Genomic DNA, 20,818 nt, shown 5'->3' with positions numbered 1-20,818 from the left:
TTAAATAAGACGATTACTTGTACCGATGCTTTTCGTAATCAAAGAATGTTTAAGTTTGGTGATGTAGTTGAAGTGAATTAGAGGGGGGAATATCTCTTCCTAACTTAATTATATCATGTAAATCAAATTCGAAATAGACTGTTTATTCGTATTTACTACTGCTACAATCAAGAACACATGCATAGTAAGGAGAGATGGTAAATGAGTTCTTTCGTTCTCGATTTTCAGGAAATAGAAAACACGCAGCTTGCACTCGTTGGTGGAAAAGGATTGAATTTAGGGGAGTTATCAAGCGTTCAAGGGATACAAGTGCCAGAAGGATTTTGTGTTACAACGGTAGGATATGAAAAGGCCATCGAGCAAAATGACGAGCTTCAAACTTTGTTGCAGCAGCTAACAAAGTTGAAAATGGAAGAGCGAGCCCAAATTGGTGGAATTAGTAAGAAGATTAGAGAAGTCATTATGGCAGTAGAAATCCCTTCTGAAGTAGTGGAAGCGGTAGCTCAATATCTCTCACGTTTTGGAAACGAACATGCTTATGCCGTGCGTTCTAGTGCTACGGCTGAAGATTTACCGTATGCCTCATTTGCTGGTCAACAAGATACGTATTTAAATATTATCGGTAAAGAAGCGATTTTGCAGCATGTAAGAAAGTGCTGGGCTTCTTTATTTACAGAGCGAGCAGTTATGTACCGCATGCAAAATGATTTTGAACATAATCAAGTTTCTATATGTGTTGTCGTTCAAAAAATGGTTTTCCCTGAGGCTTCGGGAATTTTATTTACTGCTGATCCGGTTACTTCTAACCGAAAGGTAGTATCAATTGATGCCAGTTTTGGACTTGGTGAGGCATTAGTATCAGGACTGGTCTCTGCCGATAATTATAAAGTAAAAGAAGGCGAAATTACCGGAAAGATGATAGCAACTAAAAAATTAGCTATTTATGCTTTAAAAGAGGGCGGAACGGAGACGAAACAGATTGATCCGGCTCAGCAAAAAATTCAAACATTGTCTGAACAACAAATTTTACAACTAGCACAGATTGGAAGACAGATTGAAGCTTATTTTGGTTGTCCGCAAGATATTGAATGGTGTTTAGTGGATGATACATTTTATATTGTCCAAAGTCGCCCCATTACGACTTTATATCCAATTCCTGAAGAAAATGACGGGGGAAATCATGTGTATATATCAGTTGGCCATCAACAAATGATGACCGATGCGATGAAACCGCTTGGGTTATCTTTTTTCCTGTTAACGACTAACGCTCCTATGCGTAAAGCGGGAGGACGGCTGTTTGTGGATGCTACGCAACAATTAGCTTCACCTGCTAGCAGAGATTATTTAATAAACACTTTAGGAAAATCAGATCCACTCGTAAGAGATGCATTAACAACTATAATCGAGCGAGATAATTTTATTACATTGTTGCCGGATGATGAAAAAGAAAAGAGTGTTAGTAAAAGTAAGCAACCTGCAAATTCGCAACCAGAAATCGAAAATGATCCGGCAATCGTTACGAATTTAATACAGAATAGTGAAGCATCAATCGAAGAGTTAAAACGAAACATGCACATGAAATCAGGGGTGGATGTACTTAATTTTATTTTGGAAGACATCCAGCAATTAAAGAAAGTATTATTTAATCCGCAAAGTATCGCTGTCATTATGGCTGGTATGAATGCTTCAACATGGATGAATGAAAAGATGGAGCACTGGCTAGGCGAAAAGAATGCAGCAGACACACTTTCTCAATCGGTACAAAACAATATTACGTCTGAAATGGGGCTAGCATTACTGGACGTTGCTGATGTGATTCGGCCGTACCAAGAAGTTATTACGTATTTACAACATGTAGAAAACGATAAATTTTTAGATGAAATAGTTCAGTTTAAAGGTGGAGAAGAAGCCCGAGATGCCATTCTAACTTTTCTAAATAAATACGGAATGAGATGTAGTGGAGAAATTGACATTACGAAAACACGCTGGAGTGAAAAGCCAACTACAATTATCCCGATGATTTTAAATAATATAAGAGACTTTGAAGCGGGTGCTAGTAAACGGAAGTTTGAAGAAGGGCTGCAAGAAGCTTTGAAAAAAGAAGAAGAGTTAGTAAATCGATTGCAGCACTTGCCGAACGGAAAGCAAAAAGTAGAAGAGATGAAGCGGATGGTTCGTAATATCCGTAATTTTATCGGTTATCGTGAATATCCAAAATACGGCATGATTAATCGTTATTTCATATATAAGCAGGCATTATTGAAAGAAGTTGAGCAACTTGTGCAGAGCGGCGTCATTCGTGAGGTCGATGATATATACTATTTAACTTTCGAAGAACTTCACGAAGTTGTTCGCACGAATAAACTAGATTACGAGCTGATACAAAAACAAAAAAATGATTACAAATCATATGAAAAACTAACGCCTCCTCGTATCATGACGTCTGATGGAGAAATCATTACAGGCAAATATAAACGAGAAAACCTCCCAGCTGATGCGATTGTAGGCCTGCCTGTTTCTTCAGGCGTGATTGAGGGAAGAGCTCGCGTTATTTTAAACATGGAAGAAGCGAATTTAGAAGAAGGAGATATATTAGTTACTGCTTTTACTGACCCTGGCTGGACACCATTGTTTGTGTCTATAAAAGGGTTAGTCACTGAAGTTGGCGGACTTATGACTCACGGGGCAGTGATTGCACGTGAATATGGATTACCAGCAGTTGTCGGGGTAGAGAATGCTACGAAACGAATAAAAGATGGGCAACGAATTCGGGTACATGGGACTGAAGGGTATATTGAAGTGTTGTAATGAAATAAAAGATCATCCGCTATTATAGTGGATGATCTTTTATTATATAGCTGACTTATTTTTTTAAGCCAGCTGCATAAAAAGGCCCATGAACTGCGATTGTTGATAAAATGCGAGCAATTTCCTCAGGTGTTTCTTTTTGCCCGGTAGTTAACCACTGCTGAATAACACCTATATGAGCAGATGCCATATAAGAAGCTAAGTATTGGCTTGGGACAAGTAAATTCTCCTTATTAATGAGAGCGCCATTCGTATCTTCAAATATTGTTTTCCACATAAAGTCTTTCAGTTTTGTTTGGAAAGATAAATCTCCTTTTGGACTTAATACAGCTTTCATAAAATCACTATTTTCATTTAGAAATTCAAGAATAGAAGTGATAAGTATAAACGGCATTGTTGGGGAAGGATTTGACCCAAGATCAGCAATCACTTCAGGTAATCTCTGTTTGGCAATGCTAGAAAATTTATACATAATTTCTTCTTGGCATTTCGTCATTAAATCAAATTTATCTTGATAATGCGCATAGAAAGTACCGCGATTAATGTTTGCTTTCGTTGTAATATCTTTCACTGTAATGGCGTCAAAACCTTTTTCCTCAATTAACTCAACCAATGCGTTTCGTATGGCAGTTTTCGTACGAATAACACGTAAATCTAAATTACTATTGCGCAAAGCATGTCCCTCCTTAATTTTTCTCAACACTTTTCGTGAATGTGTCTTATAACCGACACATTCACGATTTTTGATTATTGTATAAGGTTCAACTCGAACATATAATTCAAATATAAATAAACAACACGTTGTTGTTTATTATAAATCAAATGTAAGGAGGAGAAAAGAAATGTTTAAAAATAAACTTTTATATGTATCACCGGTTATTGCACTACTTGTTGTTTTTATTTTTTTATTAACTTTATTTCCAACCGTTCAACCTCAGCCGAAAAACTTGCCAATCGCAATTGTAAATGAGGATCAAGGAGTAGAAATTCCGAATCAACCGAAGATGAATATGGGACAAACGATTGTTGATAATATGAAAAAGACATCAAAATCAGAGGAAGAACCTGCGGTGAAGTGGGTAGAAGTGAAAAATAAAGAAGCAGTTCAAAAAGGTTTAAATAATCAAGAGTATTACGCAGCATTAGTTATTCCGAAAGACTTTAGCGCAAAACAAGCATCATTACGAACACCACAGCCATCTTCGCCAGAGGTAGAAATATTCATAAATCAAGGAATGAATACAGCAGCTTCAACTATGGCGGGGCAAATGTTAAATGTGATCATTGATAATATGAACAATACTGTTCGTACACAACTATTAGAAGGATTGAAAGCAAAAGGAGCTACATTAACAGCAGACCAAGTTTCAAATGTAATAACACCTATTGCAAAGAAAGTGACAAATGTGAATGAAATCGGCAAAAATAGTGCGAACGGTAACTCGCCAATGTCTTTATTCCAGCCGTTATGGATTGCAAGTTTAGCGAGCGCAGCAATTATTTTTATTGCGATAAGTAAAATGCGAGTAGGTACAAGAAAAGAAAACTTCGTATTAAAACTAAAACAAATAATAACAGGGGCTGTCGTGGCACTTGTAATTGGATTTGGCCTCACATGGATCGCGGATGGTATGGTAGGTTTAAATATTTCGAATTTCACGGATACGGCACTGTTTTTATCAATTACGTCCTTTAGCTTCTTCTTAATGATATCAGCGGTACTTTCATTAGTTGGACTAAAAGGAATCGGTTTATTTGCTCTCTTACTATTCTTCGGAGCACCGTTATTATCGTTAGCACCTGAAATGTTGTCGCCATTTTACAAAGACTGGGTGTACGCATGGTTGCCAATGCGATTTATGATTGAAGGACTTAGAGAAATATTCTTCTTTGGAAAAGGGTTAAGCTGGAGTACACCCCTTACTGTGCTCGTTTGGATTGGCGTAGTAAGTATGGTTATTATTTTAGCGACAGCTTTCAAACGTAGTGTAGTAAAGGAACAAAAAACGGAATTAAACGCATAAAAGCAAAAAACGTTTCACTAGGAGTGAAGCGTTTTTTGCTTTTTATTAACTTATCGGGAAATCAAGAAGGATAGGTTTTTCTATATTTTAAAGGGAATAGAAGAGTTCGGATTTGCAGTTCCTTTTTGTATACATGCTCCTGCTATTTCAAATTGCATAAAATGTTATGTGAAATAATGGAGGGGATATGATGTATAATTCGAATGATTATGATTGGTATAGGCAAAATGATAAGTTGATTCGTGATATTGAGAAAGCAATTAATGGAGAGTTTAGTGCTATAAATTGCTATGCGAAATTAGCCAACATGGCTCCAAATGCAGCGGAACGAAATCAAATTCTTGAAATTCGTAACGATGAAATAAAGCATTTCCATCATTTTGTACAGATCTATACAAATTTAACTGGTCAGCAGCCTAAACCACAAATTACAGAAGAATGTCCAAATACGTACTTACAAGGATTAGAATTCGCAATACAAGATGAACAGAAGACAGTAGATTTTTACTTGGAAATTTCAGATGAAGCATCGGATGCACATATGAAAGAGTTATTGCGCAGAATAGCTGCCGATGAACAAAATCATGCGGTGTGGTTTTTATATTATTTTGTGAAGACGAAGTGAGCATTAAGAATAAATGGCTGATGTGATGAATATATTAGAATTTATTTTAAAGCGCAGTGCAACAATTGCATGAAAAACTTAAATATAAGCATAAAGAAACCGTTTCATAAGTAGTGGGACGGTTTTTTTTCGCGGTGAAATACAAGTTACATAGATATCGACAAAATATGGTAATTGAATTTGGTATATAATGTATGAAATGAAAACGAAAATAAATAAGCTAGGAGCAAATAAATGAAAAGAGGAATTACAGTAGATATTCCAAATGAATATGATAATTTACTTTGGAAAGTGTTAAAGCCAATTGATATTTCTTCATATGATTGGTGGGTAGGGAGTGAGGAGTCATACTTAATAGCACGTGGTGGATTGGATGAGGCATTATTTCCAGAAGAACCAAGTATAGTGGAAGGATCAGATTTGAAAATATTATTTAAAGACAATATATATTATGTTATTTTTGCAGATTTAAAAGCGTATTCAAAAGGAGAGGAAGTAGTAGATATTGAAACATATGAAGAATTTAAAGAGAGTAAGTGTGAATTAGTTTTACTAGTTGCGGATTGTACATACGTCACAATTTACGCTAAAGATCAAAAACAGATTGAATTGATGTATGAAAACGCAAGGAATCAAGGTTATTATGTTGAATACGTTACCGACGAAAATGACGGTAGAACGCGATTATCAGTAGGGTAGTCATTTGAAAGGGGAACGGCAATATGGAGAGAAATACAGTTAAAGAATATACAATTCGAACTGCTATTGAAGAGGAAAGCGATAGCATTATTACTCTATTAAGAGAAGTAGCAGAGTGGTTACAACATAAAGAAGTAGATCAATGGCAGTATCTGTTAGGTGGAGAGGCTACGGCTGAAATACTAGAAGGGATAAGAGAGAAATATACATATGTGGTTATGAAAGAAGATGAAATAATCGGTACAGTTACAGTATCTCCTAAACAAAATGAATGGGACGAGCGTATTTTTGGTAAAGAGAATGTTTCCGATTCTTTATATATTCATAGATTTGCAGTGAAACGAAAGTATAAGGGGAATGGAATCGGAGAGTGGATTTTACAATGGATAGACGAGAATGTGCACTGTGACAAAGAGTTTTTGAAGCTAGATTGTGTGGGACATAATCGTACGTTGAATGATTTTTATAAGAGAAATGGTTTTGAATATGTTGGGAGTACAGAAGGACTTAGTAAGTTTCAAAAGAGGAGGGGATAAGTGGATGAATCAAATTCCTACTGATTTAGTTAAAAGGTTGATAGGAGAACAGTTTCCTAAATTGGCACATTTAGAAGTGAGACCTGTAAAGTTTAGTGGGCATGATAATAGAACGTTTCACTTAGGGGATGAGATGAGTGTAAGGTTGCCAAGTGATGCGGCATATGCACCACAAGTAGAGAAAGAAAATAAGTGGTTACCGATATTAAGTAAGGAGCTTTCTTTACTGATTTCTACACCAGTTGCGAAAGGTAATCCGTCTGAATCGTATCCATGGCCTTGGTCTATTAATAAATGGATAGAGGGCGAAACAGTTACGAAACAAAATATTCGTGACTTAAATGAATTTGCGGCGGACTTAGGTGCATTTTTAGTAGAATTGCAATCCATTGATGCGAGTAATGGACCGATAGCTGGAGCACATAATTTTTACCGAGGCGGGCTTATATCTGTATATGATGAAGAAGCGAGAGGTGCTATCGAGAATAATAAGGACGTTTTTGATGAAACAGTATTAAAGCATCTTTGGGATTTAGCACTTCAGTCAACATGGAAGCGTAAACCAGTTTGGGTTCATGGAGATGTTGCACCAGGAAATTTACTCGTTAAGGACGGAAAGCTTTGCGCCGTAATTGATTTTGGGATCTTAGGAGTAGGAGATCCTTCTTGTGATGCAGCGATGGCATGGACATTTTTTGATAAAAGTAGCAGAAACGTATTTAAAGGAGTATTGTGCATAGATGAAGAAACGTGGAATAGAGCGAGAGGATGGGCACTTTGGAAGGCGTTAATTACATATGATGCGAATAAGACTAGTAATAAAATAGTGGCAGAAGAATCGTATCGTGTTATTCAAGTTATTGTGGATGATTATGAGAGGTAGTAGAAAAAGCCTATTTTTTTAATAGGCTTTTTCATATGATTAAATATTAGAAATCGAAAGAAGGAATGTAACGTTATTATACAGAATATTTAGATAATAGGAGGTGTCGAATTTTGAGTGAAATTGAATTAAAAAGGAATGTAATTAAGACAGGGAGTGAGAAGAGGATCATTCTTCGGTTTATACTCGCTAGTCTAGTTGGGGTGTTTATGTTTTTCGTACCAGTTACGATAAATGGTGCTTCGTCCATTATGATTGATCATATCGTATCATGGATCAGGACTTCGGTTCCGAGCGTCGTACCTTATTACGCACTACTCGTTATGATAATGGGTGCAATTTATCCGTTTTATACAAAAAAATGGAATGCATCTATCGTAGACATTTGTTTTTCTAGTTTAAAAGTAGTTGGTGTTGTCTTTGGTGTATTATATTGCTTGAAAGTAGGACCAGCTTGGTTCTTTGCACCAGATGTAGGGCCGTTTTTGTATGAAAAACTAGTAATATCGGTAAGTTTACTCGTGCCAATTGGTTCGGCTTTTTTAGCGTTATTAGTCGGGTACGGATTACTAGAATTTATCGGTACGTTTTGTCGTCCGATTATGAGACCGTTATGGAAAACACCTGGACGATCAGCAATTGATGCGGTTGCATCCTTTGTGGGGAGTTATTCGTTGGCTTTATTAATTACGAATCGCGTGTATAAAGAAGGGAAGTATACGACAAAAGAAGCAGCTATTATCGCTACAGGTTTTTCTACAGTATCCGCAACATTTATGATCATCATCGCAAAAACATTAGACATTATGCATTTATGGAATGTTTATTTTTGGACTACTCTCGTTGTAACATTTATCGTAACTGCTATCACCGTAAGAATCCCACCACTTAGTAGAAAACCAGATACATATGTAACGGAAGAAGGGTTTCCAGAACCTGTTTATAAAGAGAAAATGTTAGAACGTGCTTGGGAAGATGCGTTAGAAGTATCAAAGTCTGCACCGAGTATTATGAAAAATATCGCAGTGAATTTAAAAGATGGATTTATTATGACAATGGGAATTTTACCATCCATTATGTCAGTAGGATTAATTGGTATCGTCTTAGCGAAATTCACGCCAATATTTGATTGGATCAGTTATATTTTCTATCCATTTACATGGCTATTACAATTACCAGAAGCAGAACTAGCTGCTAAAGCGGCATCCGTTGGTATTGCGGAAATGTTTTTACCTTCTCTTTTAGTTGTAAGTGCACCACTTGTGACAAAGTTTGTCATTGCGGTTGTTTCGGTATCATCTATATTGTTCTTCTCAGCTTCCATTCCTTGTATTTTATCGACAGACATTCCGTTAAAAGTATCGGAACTTATTATTCTCTATGTACAAAGAACGATATTAACGTTACTTATTATTACGCCGATTGCTTATTTGTTACTTTAAAGTTTTAAAAAGATAAATCTCTAACAAAAGAAGCCTTCTGTAAAAGGAAGGCTTCTTTTGTTTAAAATCGGGGTATTCCCACATCACTATCATGCTAAGAAAATCAAATATCCTAAAATGTGAAAATATACTATTTTCTGTTTTTTGATGTTTTTATTTATTTTTTGAATATGACGTCATGCTTCTTAAGAAGATTCCTAGTCCTGCAAAAAAGAAACCTAAGCATAATAAGCTGCCTGGTGTTCCCCAAGTAATTTGATCTAGCATTTTCATCCCCACCCATTTATCATTATATAGCATTTATTGGGAATTATCAAAATTTTCCTTTTTAAAGGTTAGTGATGAGCTTGCCCGCCTTATACGAGAAGAATATATTTAAAAAGGAATTGTTTTAAATATATTCTATTATTCTTATAAAACGTTTTCTTTTCATATGATATAGTAACAACAAAGGGGGCTTTCAAATGGAAATAATTCACGAAAGAGCAAAGTTACGGATAATAGATAGTGATGATGTCGAAACTTTGTTTTCGATTGTAGAAGGAAATCGGGGTATTTGGGCGTATTTAATCTCTAAAATGGATACTGCGCAAGACATGCAGCAATATGTGCAAAAAGCGATACAGGGTTATAGAAATGGTACTCAAATACCTTTTGTTGTAGTGGATCAACAGACGAATACGATTGTAGGAAGTACACGTTTATATAATATTTCAGTAGAAGATAAAACAGTAGAGTTAGGGCAGACTTGGTATCATCCAAGTGTGCAACGTACGAGTATAAATACAGAGTGTAAGTATATGCTTCTTCACTATGCTTTTGAAAAATTGCATATGCTGAGAGTACAAATTAAGACGGATGCAAGAAATGAAAAAGCACAACGAGCAATTGAACGTTTAGGAGCAGTTAAAGAAGGTGTGCTTAGAAATGAAAGAAAATTACCAAGTGGTCATGTGAGAGATGCAGTTGTGTATAGTATTATTGCAAGCGAATGGCCAATAGTGAAAGCTCGCTTATTGGAAAAATTAGAATTGTATAAAGAAAAGTTATAATTCGTGTTTTGAAAGGTATATTGTTCGTAATACATGAAAAATATACCTTTTTTCTTACAAAATGCTACTTTATTTTAATTACTTTTGTTTCATCGTTCCCTTCTGAGAAAAAATTCGTTACAATGTAGTTGTATGGTAATAAACTTATGAATTTAAAACATGTAATGAAAACCGCAAATGAAAATGAATTGATAATCCTCAATTTTAAATGAAAACCCTTTTATATATAAATAACAAGTAAAGTTCCTTCTTTTAAATAAACTCAAACAAAACGATTTGATATAAATGTTTTTTATAGAAGTATGGATGATGTACGGAGGCAATTACAAATGAAAGAAAATAAGAAAAGTAAGAAAAGACGAATCTTTCAAGTATTTTTACTAATGATTTGTTCTGCTATTTTATATGTAAGTTATGCAGCTTACGATATTTGGAGCTATCGTTTTAAAACAGATGATAGTATGAAAACGGATGCTGGTATCGTACTAGGAGCGGCTTCTTGGAATGGAAAACCATCCCCTGTATTTAAAGAAAGAATTAATCATGCGATTTCTTTATATAAGAACGGAAACATTAAAAAGATTATTTTTACGGGTGGTACAAAGTTCGAGGCAGAACTTGAGGAAGCGCGTACTGCAAGAGTATATGCAATGAAACAAGGTGTAAAAGAGGAAGATATTTTAATTGAAACAAAATCCCTTTTCACAGAAGAAAACTTAAAGAATGCGAAGGAAGTTGGAATAGAGAACGGAATACGCACATACACGATTGTAAGTGATCCACTTCATATGAAACGCGCAATGAGAATCGCAAAACATATTAATATTGAAGCGTATGCTTCACCAACGCCGACATCAGCATATAAAACGTTAGACACAGAAATACCATTCTTCTTTAAAGAATTATTCTCGTACATTGGATATGTAACCTCTTTGCCGTTAAAGGCATTGAAGGGAGACTAATATAAGAAAAGAACCTATTTTAAATGGGAACTTTTCTTATTGGTCAAAAACATTGTATTTTTATCGGAATAGTGAAACAATAGAGAGGTAGCTTCATATAATCATAATGAAAAAGTGAGCGGTTGATGAATCGAACATAAAGGAGATTATAGTATGGCACTCTCATTTGTTGAAACAGAAGAACAATCTTTCATTATTGAACAAATAAATAAATTGATTCCGAAGTTCATGGAAAGAGAGCATCAACTAAGTGAATTAGGATCATTTCCGTATGAAAATATAAGTGATTTGAAAGATATCGGATATACGAAATTAACGTTACCGAAGGAATTTGGTGGTAGTGCGATTTCTTTATATGACTTTGTTTTATTTCAAGAGAAAATCGCGGAAGGCTGCGGAGCTACTGCGTTATCGATTGGCTGGCATATTGGCATTGTGAAAGAGCTAGCGGAAAATCACTCTTGGAATGATGAGATGTTCAAATGGTTTTGCGAAGAAGTACGTAACGGTGCACTCTTTAATCGGGCAGCAACAGAACCAAAAACAGGGAGTCCGACGCGTGGTGGTAAGCCAGAAACAATAGCGGTTCAACAAGGCGAGAAGTGGATTATAAATGGAAGAAAAACTTTTACAACGATGGCGCCAATACTTGATTATTTTATTATTTCAGCGAGTATTGAAGGTCGAGAAGAAGTTGGAGAGTTTGTCATTCCGAGAAATACGCTCGGTGTATCCATTGAAGAAACGTGGGATAGCGTTGCGATGCGAGGGACTGCTAGTCATGACCTTGTCTTACAAAATGTAGAGATAGAAAATCGCTTTTTTACAGATGTAAAGGGCGGGAAAGTGAAACAAAAGGGTATTGGCTGGTTGCTACATATACCAGCATGTTATTTAGGAATTGCACAATCAGCAAGAAATTATGCAGTTCAGTTTGCGGGATCATACAAGCCAAATAGTTTAAATCATTCTATTAGTTTATTGCCGAATGTTAGAAGATTAGTTGGAGAATTAGAACTTGAGCTTATGCAAGCTCGCGTCTTTTTATATCAAATTGCGAAAAAGTACGATGAGGCAGAGGATAAACTATCATTGCAAGCCGAACTAGCAGCAGTGAAATATGCTGTAACAAATGCGGCAATATCTATTGTAGATAAAGCAATGCGCATCGTAGGAGCAAAAAGTTTATCAGAAAAAAATCCGCTTCATCGTTACTATTTAAACGTCAGAGCAGGATTGCACAATCCGCCGATGGATGATGCAACACTATCTATGCTGGCGGATGCGGTGTTTCGGTCGTAGTAATTTTAAACTTGTATTTTATTGTTTATGAGTAATATAGTTGTTTTGAAAGCACGTGTTTGAGTAGTAATCAAACACGTGCTTTTTATGTGTTTAATATACTAGTTTAAAACGAAGCGTTGTAAACATTTGTCGTATCTAATCCCATATTAAAGGTCTTTCCAAGTTTATCATTCGTAAATATTGTAAAAATTGACCAGCATGGACCGCATCATGATAGGCAATTCGTAATAGCATGTCGCCTAAATATCTTTGATAGCCAACATAGCTTCGATCAATAAGGGTTGAATCTAGCTCGGCTATGCTTATTGATTGTACATATTCTATGAAGTCAGTAAAGTATACTTGTGCCAATTCAATTTCTTTTTTTACACAAGTAATTGGCTCGTCATCATACGGGAAATGTATATCATTTATTGAGCCGTTGTTTTTTAAAATCATATGATAATAAAAAGTTGAGCTCCATACATGACGAATCATCTCACCAAAGGACATAGCTTCATGATCAGGCTTCCAATTAAGAAAATTATCGGGAAGAGAATTCCATAATGTTTCTGAGCGCCTTCTCGTTTCTTTCAAATTTAATATACTAAGATCAATTGCATTCATAATACATTCTCCTTTACTATTAAACTTAAAATAATTGTATCAGTTTAATAGTTAGGGTATCATCGAAATATGAATGTATATCCGAATATCTCATATATAGCTAAACTAATTGCTGAACCTACAAGAGCAATTATCTTAGATTGTCTAATGAATAATCAGGCACTACCTGCTAGCGAATTGGCTTATATGGCAAAGGTGTCACATCCAACGATTAGTTCTCATCTTTCTAAATTAGTAGAGGGGAATCTACTTACAGTTGAACAACATGGTAGACATCGTTACTATCGACTTGCTAATCAAGAGGTAGCAGAAGTTCTTGAAAAGTTAGGAACAATCGCACCAACAGTCCAAGTTCGGTCTTTAAAACAATCGGATCAACTAAAACAAATTCGTTATGCTCGAACTTGCTATGATCATCTTGCAGGCAGACTCGGTGTAGAGATAACTGAAAAATTACTACATAGGGAATTTATAATTTTAAAGGAAGGAGAATACATTGTAACGGAACAAGGTAAGCAATGGTTTCTGAATTTTGGAATAAATATTGAAACGGCAGATATAAAGAGAAGGGTATTTGCAAAACCTTGTCTTGATTGGAGTGAACGACGCTACCATATTTCTGGTTGGTTAGGATCTGCGATAGCAAAACTATTTTTTGAACAGGAATGGATTACAAAAACGGATAAGAATAGAGCCGTCCATCTTACAAAAAAAGGTATGAAGTTATTGAAAGGCCAATTAGGCATTGACATGGAAAATAAAAAAGTCCATCAAAATGCAGTGCCTCCTATCGAGTAAACAGTATTAAATAACCTGAGTTCTATATTTATATAGACTCAGGTTATTTGATTTGTTTTAAAATCTTTGATGATATTTGCATATGGCAACTTTAACCTCATTTGCTTTACGGAAAGAGGTTAAATGAAAACATAGTAGTTTGAGGCAGTTCCATTAAATTATTAATCATATTCATTGAAAATTAAGCGTAAGAATATAGTAAATGAAGGGAGATATAAAATGAATAAAATTAAACTGAAAGTATTAAATGTAAGATATGTAGTGATATGTATTTTATTCACTATTATATGTATCCTCACTTCATTCTTCATTTCTAGTAATTCCAGCGTATTTAAATCATTTTATATGAATCAGTTGTTAGGAACGAATTCTACTAAAGGTCTTATGTATATGATAGGAAGTGAAAATCGTTATTTTGCAGAAGAATTTCATAAAGAAAAAGGACGAGCGTCTTTGGAATCTTTTTTACTGTCACTTTCTACAAACATTAATGTAAATGATCTCCGAAGTTTATTAACTAGAGAACTTCCTAATATGAATCAATTTTATTCGGAAATATTAATTGCTGGGGAAGGAACAGATTATACGAACATTCCTGAAGAATCCAGTATTCCTTTAGATAACATTAAAGATAAAGGTACTGCTATTAAACACCCAAAGAGTGGGAAAGAAAACAATTCTACTGGTGAAAATTCAAATACACAAAATAACGGTGAAAATAAAGTTTTTATTTATCATACACATAGTTGGGAAGCGTTTATTCCTCTCATTCCAGGTGCTACGATACCCGATGATGCTTCCAGTACAAATAATGAAGTGAATATTACGTTTGTTGGAAACTATTTAAAACAAAAGTTAGAAGAAAAAGGAATAGGTGTTTCACATGATACGACAAATATGAGGGATTTTCTGCGAAATAAAAATTTAAATTGGGCCCAATCTTACAAAGGATCCCGTCAAATATTACAAGATAAATTAGCACAAGATAAAAATATTATGTTTCCAATGGACCTTCATAGAGACGATGCACGAAAAAATATTACAACAAAAAATATTAACGGAAAGAATTATGCTCGGCTTTATTTTATTTTAGGACGAGAAAATCCTAACTATGAAAAAAATAAAAAAATAGTAACGGCAATAAATTCATATTTAGATGAGAAGTATTACGGTTTAAGCCGAGGGATTTTTATTAAAGATCGTAAAAGCGGTAACGGAGTATATAATCAAGACCTTTCTCCAAATGCATTACTTATTGAAATGGGAGGGGTAGATAATACACCAGAAGAATTGTATGCGTCAGTTGACGCATTAGTAGAGGCATTTAGCCACTATTATAATGAAGTAACTAAGAAAAATAACTAAATGTATAGGGGAAACCTAGTATTTTTGTAAAATAAAAAGGAGTGACACCTAGTCAGAAGTTCTAGGGGTTACTCCTTTTTTAGTAGAATATAATATTAACAACGAAGGCAATCAATAAAAAAATCTTTCTTTTTATTCTTCTTTTTACAGTTTTATAGGAGAATGCTATGTTTCTTATTTCAGCTACTGTATAATAAGAAAAAAGCACGAAAAGAGGTCATCTCATGCTAGAGGTTATTGCAACATGTTTAGAAGATGTGAAACGAATTGAACGAGCTGGCGGGAAGCGAATTGAATTAATTACATCTTATACAGAAGGCGGTTTAACGCCGAGTTATGCATTTATTAAAAAAGCGGTAGAAGCAGTACATATACCGATTCACGTTATGATTCGTCCGCATGCGAAGTCTTTTACATATACGGAAGAAGAAATTGAAATGATGAAGGAAGATATTATCATTGCGCAGAAGTTAGGTGCAGCTGGTGTTGTATTAGGTGTATTAAACGAACGAAATGAAGTGGATGAAGAGAAATTAGCGAATTTACTATCTGTTGTAGATGGAATAAATGTAACGTATCACCGAGCGATAGATGATATAGAGAATCCAGTAGAAGCGATGAAAACTTTAAAGAAGTTTCATAAAGTGACTCACGTTTTAACTTCAGGTGGACAAGGAAATATAGTAGAGAATATTCCGGTGCTTGCAGAAATGCAAAAGGTAAGCGGTGGTCAAATTCAGCTTGTAGTTGGAGCTGGTGTGACAAAAGAAAATATAAAGCAATTGCTAGATGAAACTGGAATTTCGCAAGCTCATGTCGGTACAGCGGTTAGAGAAGGGAAATCATGTTTTTCTGAAATTGATCCTAATTTAGTACAAGAATTAGTTCAAATCATACAATAAACAGTTAAGAAAGAGGAGAAACGATGAAGGAAAATACGAAGAAAGAATTATTCTCATGGGCTAAAACGATAGGATTTACTCTTGTATTAATTGCTATTATTCGCGGTGTTTTATTTACACCTTCATTAGTACAAGGTGAATCGATGATGCCTACTTTAGAAAATAACGAACGAGTTCTTGTGAATAAGATTGGTTATAGTATAAGTGGATTAGATCGCTTTGATATTATCGTCTTCCACGGAAAAGAAGGATACGATTTAGTAAAACGAGTGATTGGTTTACCAGGCGATACAGTGGAGTATAAAAACGATGTTTTATATGTAAACGGAACAGCGATGGAAGAACCATATTTAAAAGAGTTTAAAGAAAAAGCAGCAGGCCGTGTATTAACTCCAGACTTTACGTTAGAACAAATCACTGGAAAAACGAAAGTGCCAGAAGGCCAAGTGTTTGTTTTAGGAGATAATCGTGAAGTTTCGAAAGACGGTCGAATGTTCGGATTTATTTCAGAAGATGAAATTGTCGGAAAAGGCCAAGCTGTTTTCTGGCCGTTGAAACAAGTAAGAGCGTTATAAAGAAGTATGAAATATAATACCCTATAGAATAGACACCCGAAAAAAATCTATTTTATAGGGTGTTTTTTGTATAATAAATCAATTGAAAATAAAAGACTATTAAGAAGCAAGCAAGAAAAGGTTTGTCTCCTTGATCATATATATTACGAGTAGGTGATTTTGTGGAAAAAGAAAGGAAATATGCTATTATGGCAGATGGTAGTCAAATTTATTACGAGAAAAGCGGACGAGGTTTTCCACTATTTTTGTTACATGGGAATAGTGGCAGCGGGAAATATTTCTCTAAGCAGGTGCCTGAATTGGAAAAGTATTTTCAAATATTCTTAGTCGATAGCCGTGGGCATGGGCGTTCGACTAACGTCTCCAAAAATTTAAACTTCCCACTAATGGTCGATGATTTGAAAACAATAATGCTTTTAGAAAACATTCGGAAAGCAGACTTTCTCGGGTTTAGCGATGGAGCCAACTTAGCAATGATGTTTACTACTTCGTATCCCGAATACGTTCATCGACTCGTTTTAAATGCAGGAAACACAAAAACAAGTGGAGTTCGTTTTTTAGTGTTAGCAGCTATTTATGCATTGTATGGTTTTGTTTTCATTCCTTCCTTATTTAGTAAGAAAATACAGCAGAAACTATCCATTCTCAGTTTGTTACTCCATGATATTGGTGTCTCAGAATTAGATTTAAAACAAATAAGTTGCCCGACTTTAATATTGGTTGGGGAGCATGACATTATAAAACGCAAACATTCCATATACTTAGCAAAGACAATTCCAAATGCTTCATTTGTCTCAGTTTCTGGACAGGGACATACATTTGCACGAAAAAATCCCCAACAATTCAACCAAGAAATTTTAAAGTTTTTGAAAGAAAAGTCAAGTTAAAGACTGAAAAATTATTCAGACATTAATTATACATGAGTTGAAAAGATGTATAAAGATGGTCAGTACAAGCCTAAATCTATTACGGAATATTTGTAAATAATCTTGTCATGGAAAAAGCGGAAAAGTATACTTACAAACTAAATGGAATTTAAAAAAGATGACTTCTGCTGGATACAGAAATCATCTTTTTTATGTTGCTTAACTTTTTTGTGTCCTACTTATTTAAATGTTAGGTTTTGCTATAACTTGAACTTTTGAAAGAGAACCATCATTATTTCTAAATTTTATTTTGTATTCACCTTCAGGAAGCCAATCACTCCAATTTATATTAAATTCATTAATTGCTTGTTCCCTAGGTTTTAAAGTTCCGTCAATCATCCAAGAACCTTTAGCGTTATATAAAGTGTAACTTAAAGGAGAATCGCCTATATTTTTTACAAAAAGGCTTAATTCATCACCGTGAGAATAGTTAAAGCTAGAAATACTTGATCCGAAAAAATGAATTTCTTCGTTCGCTATTTTATGATATTGGGCAACTGTAGCGGTTGCATGAGTATCTTCATTCGTCGCAAATGTTACATTATAACCTATACAAAAAGATAACATAATAGCAGGAATTACTAGCAACTTTTTCAAAAGAAACACTCCTTATATTTTGTTTTTCGTATATAATGATAAATGAAACGTGTTGGGAATGTAATAACTTGATGTGAAAATTTACAAATGCATTTAATTATTTACGTTTTTTAAACTACTGACAAATATATCGGATTATGAGTTTGAAAAAAATATTGATAGAATTGAAAGAATATTTTATAATTTTAAATTATATGTTTGTTTCGAAAAACGGAATTTAAGTTCCGAAATTCGGAACAAGAGGGAGATAGAATGAGTATAAATAAAACGGCAGTTAAGACAATGGATATTTTAGAGTTGTTTTATGAGCATGAAGAGCTAAGTTTAACAGAGATGGTTCAGCTTACGAGTATGCCGAAAACATCTGTTTATCGTTTAATTGGCTCCTTAGAAGAAATGGAGTTTTTACAAAAAAACGAGAAGGGGAAATATCGCCTCGGAGTCGTTTTTTTACGGTTCGGTCAACTTGTTTCACAAAGATTATCCGTAAGAAATATTGCGATTCCCTATATGAAAGAGCTTAGAAATAGTTTAGGGCAGGCAGTTAATTTAATTATTCAAGATGGTAATGACGCGATTTATGTGGAAAAGATGGAAGGTGCTCAGCCTGTACGCGTGTATACGGCGGTTGGAAGAAGAGCGCCACTTTATGCGGGTGCATGTCCGAGAATTTTACTATCGTATTTCTCTAAGGAAGAGCAACGGAAATACGTAGAGGAAACGGATTTAAAACAGTTTGCAGATGGAACAATTGTGGATAAGAAACAATTGCTAGAAGTGTTACAAGTGGCGAAAAAGGAAGGACATACAATTAGCTACTCTGAGTTAGAAAATCATACAGCGGCTATAGCAGCGCCCATTTTCGCAAGCGATGGAACGGTTGTAGCAGGTATTAGTATTTCGGGATTAGTAATTGAGTATAACGAAAGTAACATTGCATATTTTATTGCGAAGGTGAAAGAAACAGCACATCGAATTTCGAAAGAACTCGGCTTTTTGGCATAGAAAGAGGGAGTAGGATGAAATTTTCTGCGTTAGGGGATCAAGCAATTATTGTTACATTTAGTGAAGAAATTGGGATGGAGACATACGAAAAAGTGCAGCGATTATTTCAAGCGTTGAGACGGCACCCGTTTACAGGAATGGTTGAGTGTGTACCATCTTTCACTTCATTAGCGGTCTACTACAATGTATATGAAGTATGGAAGCGAAATGGGAGAAGTGAAGGATCATATCATTACGTTTGCCGGTATATACAGGAGCTTTGTAATTCGTATCAAGAAGAATTAAATCAGGATATGGAACATATTTCTATACCTGTTTGCTACGGGGGGGAATATGGACCTGATTTAGAAGAGGTCGCACATTATAGAGGATTACGAGCGGAGGATGTCATTCGCATACATAGTGAAACAACATATTTTGTATATATGTTAGGTTTTACACCAGGATTCCCGTATTTAGGAGGGCTATCAAAAGAGCTAGAAACACCTAGAAAAGAAACACCACGGTTACAAATTGCTCCTGGTTCGGTAGGTATTGGCGGAAATCAAACAGGTATATATCCGCTTGAAACACCGGGTGGATGGAATATTATTGGCCGAACACCAATCTCCTTATTTAATCCAGAAGAAGAAACACCAACATATATTCAAAGCGGTATGTATTTACGATTTATCCCAATAACGAAGGAAGAGTACGTATCACTTGAGGGGGCTAAAGAATGGATGTAGAAGTTTTACATGCAGGAATGTTTACAACAGTCCAAGATTTAGGGCGAGCTCATTATCAACAATACGGTGTACCAGTTGGCGGGGCTATGGATCAAAGTGCACTTCGGATGATCAATATGTTAGTCGGTAATGAAGAGAATGAAGCTGGACTCGAAATGACAATTATGGGGCCTAAATTGTTAATAAAGAAAACGACTTTGCTTGCGATTGGCGGAGCAAATATGGAGCCGTTACTGAATGGGAAGCGAATTCCATTATGGCGTCCCATTTTAGCGGAAGAAGGTAGTATGCTTTGTTTTGGGAAAGTGAAAAGCGGTTGCAGAACGTATGTGACTTTTGCAGGTGGTATACAGATTGATCGCATAATGGGAAGCAAAAGTACTTACATACGTGCTGCAATTGGTGGTATTGAAGGAAGAATGCTGAAAAAGGGAGATTATTTTCAAATTGGAACGCACACAGAAATGGCGAGTCATTGCATTCAAAACTTACAAAACGATGAGCGAAACAAAACGAAATGGACAATTAGCAAAAGCGTACGGCCAAAGTATAAGAAGTATCCTAAGCTGCGTGTCATAACTAACTTTGAATATGATCAATTTACAGAAGAAAGTATACAGGCATTTTTTACGAAAGAGTATAAAGTATCTAATTACGCTGACCGTATGGGTTATAGAGTTGAAGGAGAAGTTTTAAATAGAGTGGAAGAAAAAGAGATTTTATCGAGTCCCGTTACATTCGGAACGATTCAAGTGCCAAACGGTGGACAGCCGATTATATTAATGGCAGATAGGCAAACGACAGGTGGCTATCCGAGAATGGGAAATATCATTTCAGTAGATTTACCTCTTCTTGCTCAGCTAAAACCGGGGGATTATGTTTCATTTGAGAAAATTACGCTTGAAGAAGCGGAACAATTGTACATAGAACAAGAAGTAAATATGAATCTATTAAAGAAATTCATCGCTTTACGAAGCTGA

Annotated in this window: 21 protein-coding genes; 18 read left to right on the top strand and 3 right to left on the bottom strand. The window is 35.2% G+C overall.

All coding sequences use genetic code 11. The annotated features are described in order from the left end of the window. Nucleotides 1-201: 201 nt before the first annotated feature. Entirely contained in the window at nucleotides 202-2,808 is a 2,607-nt protein-coding gene (gene ppsA, locus CER22_RS16960; protein ID WP_088609244.1) for a phosphoenolpyruvate synthase, read from the top strand. 55 nt (nucleotides 2,809-2,863) lie between these two features. Here ppsA and CER22_RS16955 read toward each other — a convergent pair whose 3' ends face one another. Continuing rightward, complete coding sequence (locus tag CER22_RS16955; protein ID WP_088609243.1) at nucleotides 2,864-3,481, bottom strand: TetR/AcrR family transcriptional regulator; 618 nt, start codon at nucleotides 3,479-3,481, stop codon at nucleotides 2,864-2,866. A 169-nt stretch (nucleotides 3,482-3,650) separates the two neighbouring features. On the opposite strand from CER22_RS16955, the gene CER22_RS16950 reads away from it, so the two are divergent. The 9 genes from CER22_RS16950 to CER22_RS16910 all read left to right on the top strand — a co-directional run bounded on the left by CER22_RS16950 (nucleotide 3,651) and on the right by CER22_RS16910 (nucleotide 12,333). Beyond that, nucleotides 3,651-4,832 (top strand): YhgE/Pip domain-containing protein, encoded by a 1,182-nt coding sequence (locus CER22_RS16950; RefSeq protein ID WP_088609242.1) that lies wholly within the window; start codon nucleotides 3,651-3,653, stop codon nucleotides 4,830-4,832. Between the two features lie 190 nt (nucleotides 4,833-5,022). Then, a complete protein-coding gene (locus tag CER22_RS16945; protein ID WP_142293501.1) occupies nucleotides 5,023-5,457 on the top strand; it encodes a ferritin-like domain-containing protein in 435 nt (144 codons plus the stop codon). Between the two features lie 234 nt (nucleotides 5,458-5,691). Then, entirely contained in the window at nucleotides 5,692-6,156 is a 465-nt protein-coding gene (locus CER22_RS16940) for a DUF2691 family protein (protein ID WP_088609240.1), read from the top strand. A 23-nt stretch (nucleotides 6,157-6,179) separates the two neighbouring features. Then, nucleotides 6,180-6,692: a GNAT family N-acetyltransferase gene (locus tag CER22_RS16935; protein WP_088609239.1), complete on the top strand. Its 513-nt coding sequence runs from the start codon at nucleotides 6,180-6,182 to the stop codon at nucleotides 6,690-6,692. A gap of 4 nt (nucleotides 6,693-6,696) precedes the next feature. Further along, entirely contained in the window at nucleotides 6,697-7,575 is an 879-nt protein-coding gene (locus tag CER22_RS16930; protein WP_088609238.1) for an aminoglycoside phosphotransferase family protein, read from the top strand. Nucleotides 7,576-7,688: 113 nt separating this feature from the next. Then, nucleotides 7,689-9,017 (top strand): YjiH family protein, encoded by a 1,329-nt coding sequence (locus CER22_RS16925; protein WP_088063888.1) that lies wholly within the window; start codon nucleotides 7,689-7,691, stop codon nucleotides 9,015-9,017. 464 nt (nucleotides 9,018-9,481) lie between these two features. Beyond that, the gene (locus CER22_RS16920; RefSeq protein ID WP_088609237.1) at nucleotides 9,482-10,069 is read left to right on the top strand and encodes a GNAT family N-acetyltransferase; all 588 of its coding nucleotides are present in this window, start codon (nucleotides 9,482-9,484) and stop codon (nucleotides 10,067-10,069) included. A 329-nt stretch (nucleotides 10,070-10,398) separates the two neighbouring features. Continuing rightward, a complete protein-coding gene (locus tag CER22_RS16915) occupies nucleotides 10,399-11,031 on the top strand; it encodes a YdcF family protein (RefSeq protein WP_060487279.1) in 633 nt (210 codons plus the stop codon). Nucleotides 11,032-11,184: 153 nt separating this feature from the next. Beyond that, nucleotides 11,185-12,333, top strand: coding sequence for an acyl-CoA dehydrogenase family protein (locus CER22_RS16910; RefSeq protein ID WP_088609236.1), 1,149 nt, complete (start codon nucleotides 11,185-11,187; stop codon nucleotides 12,331-12,333). 138 nt (nucleotides 12,334-12,471) lie between these two features. Here the strand turns inward: CER22_RS16910 and CER22_RS16905 are convergent, their stop codons facing one another. Continuing rightward, the gene (locus CER22_RS16905) at nucleotides 12,472-12,942 is read right to left on the bottom strand and encodes a DinB family protein (protein WP_088609235.1); all 471 of its coding nucleotides are present in this window, start codon (nucleotides 12,940-12,942) and stop codon (nucleotides 12,472-12,474) included. A 69-nt stretch (nucleotides 12,943-13,011) separates the two neighbouring features. Between CER22_RS16905 and CER22_RS16900 the strand changes: the two genes are divergently transcribed. The 5 genes from CER22_RS16900 to CER22_RS16880 all read left to right on the top strand — a co-directional run bounded on the left by CER22_RS16900 (nucleotide 13,012) and on the right by CER22_RS16880 (nucleotide 17,469). Further along, nucleotides 13,012-13,740, top strand: coding sequence for an ArsR/SmtB family transcription factor (locus CER22_RS16900; RefSeq protein WP_088609234.1), 729 nt, complete (start codon nucleotides 13,012-13,014; stop codon nucleotides 13,738-13,740). A gap of 219 nt (nucleotides 13,741-13,959) precedes the next feature. Next, nucleotides 13,960-15,105 (top strand): stage II sporulation protein P, encoded by a 1,146-nt coding sequence (locus CER22_RS16895; protein ID WP_088609233.1) that lies wholly within the window; start codon nucleotides 13,960-13,962, stop codon nucleotides 15,103-15,105. Between the two features lie 224 nt (nucleotides 15,106-15,329). Next, nucleotides 15,330-16,007, top strand: a complete 678-nt coding sequence (locus CER22_RS16890; protein ID WP_060487274.1) for a copper homeostasis protein CutC — start codon at nucleotides 15,330-15,332, stop codon at nucleotides 16,005-16,007. 23 nt (nucleotides 16,008-16,030) lie between these two features. Continuing rightward, nucleotides 16,031-16,582, top strand: a complete 552-nt coding sequence (lepB, locus tag CER22_RS16885; RefSeq protein WP_088063882.1) for a signal peptidase I — start codon at nucleotides 16,031-16,033, stop codon at nucleotides 16,580-16,582. Nucleotides 16,583-16,743: 161 nt separating this feature from the next. Further along, on the top strand, nucleotides 16,744-17,469 hold the full coding sequence (locus CER22_RS16880) for an alpha/beta fold hydrolase (protein WP_088609232.1): 726 nt from the start codon (nucleotides 16,744-16,746) through the stop codon (nucleotides 17,467-17,469). A gap of 222 nt (nucleotides 17,470-17,691) precedes the next feature. On the opposite strand, the gene CER22_RS16875 is transcribed toward CER22_RS16880, so the two are convergent. After that, the gene (locus CER22_RS16875) at nucleotides 17,692-18,105 is read right to left on the bottom strand and encodes a hypothetical protein (protein WP_088609231.1); all 414 of its coding nucleotides are present in this window, start codon (nucleotides 18,103-18,105) and stop codon (nucleotides 17,692-17,694) included. Between the two features lie 252 nt (nucleotides 18,106-18,357). Between CER22_RS16875 and CER22_RS16870 the strand changes: the two genes are divergently transcribed. Genes CER22_RS16870 through CER22_RS16860 form a run of 3 tightly spaced genes read left to right on the top strand, consistent with a single transcriptional unit; the run spans nucleotide 18,358 to nucleotide 20,818 of the window. Next, the gene (locus CER22_RS16870) at nucleotides 18,358-19,110 is read left to right on the top strand and encodes an IclR family transcriptional regulator (protein ID WP_088609230.1); all 753 of its coding nucleotides are present in this window, start codon (nucleotides 18,358-18,360) and stop codon (nucleotides 19,108-19,110) included. 14 nt (nucleotides 19,111-19,124) lie between these two features. After that, nucleotides 19,125-19,838, top strand: coding sequence for a 5-oxoprolinase subunit PxpB (pxpB, locus tag CER22_RS16865; protein WP_088609229.1), 714 nt, complete (start codon nucleotides 19,125-19,127; stop codon nucleotides 19,836-19,838). Beyond that, nucleotides 19,829-20,818 (top strand): biotin-dependent carboxyltransferase family protein, encoded by a 990-nt coding sequence (locus CER22_RS16860; RefSeq protein WP_088609228.1) that lies wholly within the window; start codon nucleotides 19,829-19,831, stop codon nucleotides 20,816-20,818. The genes pxpB and CER22_RS16860 overlap by 10 nt, the downstream gene beginning before the upstream one ends.

Source organism: Bacillus sp. K2I17 (genome assembly GCF_002209985.1).
GTDB classification, from domain to species: Bacteria; Bacillota; Bacilli; order Bacillales; family Bacillaceae_G; genus Bacillus_A; species Bacillus_A wiedmannii.
This window is presented reverse-complemented; position numbering and strand designations above follow the sequence as displayed.

What these genes read in the sequence shown, in the direction of transcription:
- ppsA (WP_088609244.1), top strand. Translation starts at nt 202, where the DNA reads ATGAGTTCTTTCGTTCTCGATTTTCAGGAAATAGAAAACACGCAGCTT.
- CER22_RS16895 (WP_088609233.1), top strand. Translation starts at nt 13,960, where the DNA reads ATGAATAAAATTAAACTGAAAGTATTAAATGTAAGATATGTAGTGATA.
- CER22_RS16915 (WP_060487279.1), top strand. Translation starts at nt 10,399, where the DNA reads ATGAAAGAAAATAAGAAAAGTAAGAAAAGACGAATCTTTCAAGTATTT.
- CER22_RS16910 (WP_088609236.1), top strand. Translation starts at nt 11,185, where the DNA reads ATGGCACTCTCATTTGTTGAAACAGAAGAACAATCTTTCATTATTGAA.
- CER22_RS16860 (WP_088609228.1), top strand. Translation starts at nt 19,829, where the DNA reads ATGGATGTAGAAGTTTTACATGCAGGAATGTTTACAACAGTCCAAGAT.
- CER22_RS16940 (WP_088609240.1), top strand. Translation starts at nt 5,692, where the DNA reads ATGAAAAGAGGAATTACAGTAGATATTCCAAATGAATATGATAATTTA.
- CER22_RS16930 (WP_088609238.1), top strand. Translation starts at nt 6,697, where the DNA reads ATGAATCAAATTCCTACTGATTTAGTTAAAAGGTTGATAGGAGAACAG.
- CER22_RS16945 (WP_142293501.1), top strand. Translation starts at nt 5,023, where the DNA reads ATGTATAATTCGAATGATTATGATTGGTATAGGCAAAATGATAAGTTG.
- CER22_RS16920 (WP_088609237.1), top strand. Translation starts at nt 9,482, where the DNA reads ATGGAAATAATTCACGAAAGAGCAAAGTTACGGATAATAGATAGTGAT.
- CER22_RS16935 (WP_088609239.1), top strand. Translation starts at nt 6,180, where the DNA reads ATGGAGAGAAATACAGTTAAAGAATATACAATTCGAACTGCTATTGAA.
- CER22_RS16950 (WP_088609242.1), top strand. Translation starts at nt 3,651, where the DNA reads ATGTTTAAAAATAAACTTTTATATGTATCACCGGTTATTGCACTACTT.
- CER22_RS16890 (WP_060487274.1), top strand. Translation starts at nt 15,330, where the DNA reads ATGCTAGAGGTTATTGCAACATGTTTAGAAGATGTGAAACGAATTGAA.
- CER22_RS16900 (WP_088609234.1), top strand. Translation starts at nt 13,012, where the DNA reads ATGAATGTATATCCGAATATCTCATATATAGCTAAACTAATTGCTGAA.
- CER22_RS16905 (WP_088609235.1), bottom strand. Translation starts at nt 12,942, where the DNA reads ATGAATGCAATTGATCTTAGTATATTAAATTTGAAAGAAACGAGAAGG.
- pxpB (WP_088609229.1), top strand. Translation starts at nt 19,125, where the DNA reads ATGAAATTTTCTGCGTTAGGGGATCAAGCAATTATTGTTACATTTAGT.
- lepB (WP_088063882.1), top strand. Translation starts at nt 16,031, where the DNA reads ATGAAGGAAAATACGAAGAAAGAATTATTCTCATGGGCTAAAACGATA.
- CER22_RS16870 (WP_088609230.1), top strand. Translation starts at nt 18,358, where the DNA reads ATGAGTATAAATAAAACGGCAGTTAAGACAATGGATATTTTAGAGTTG.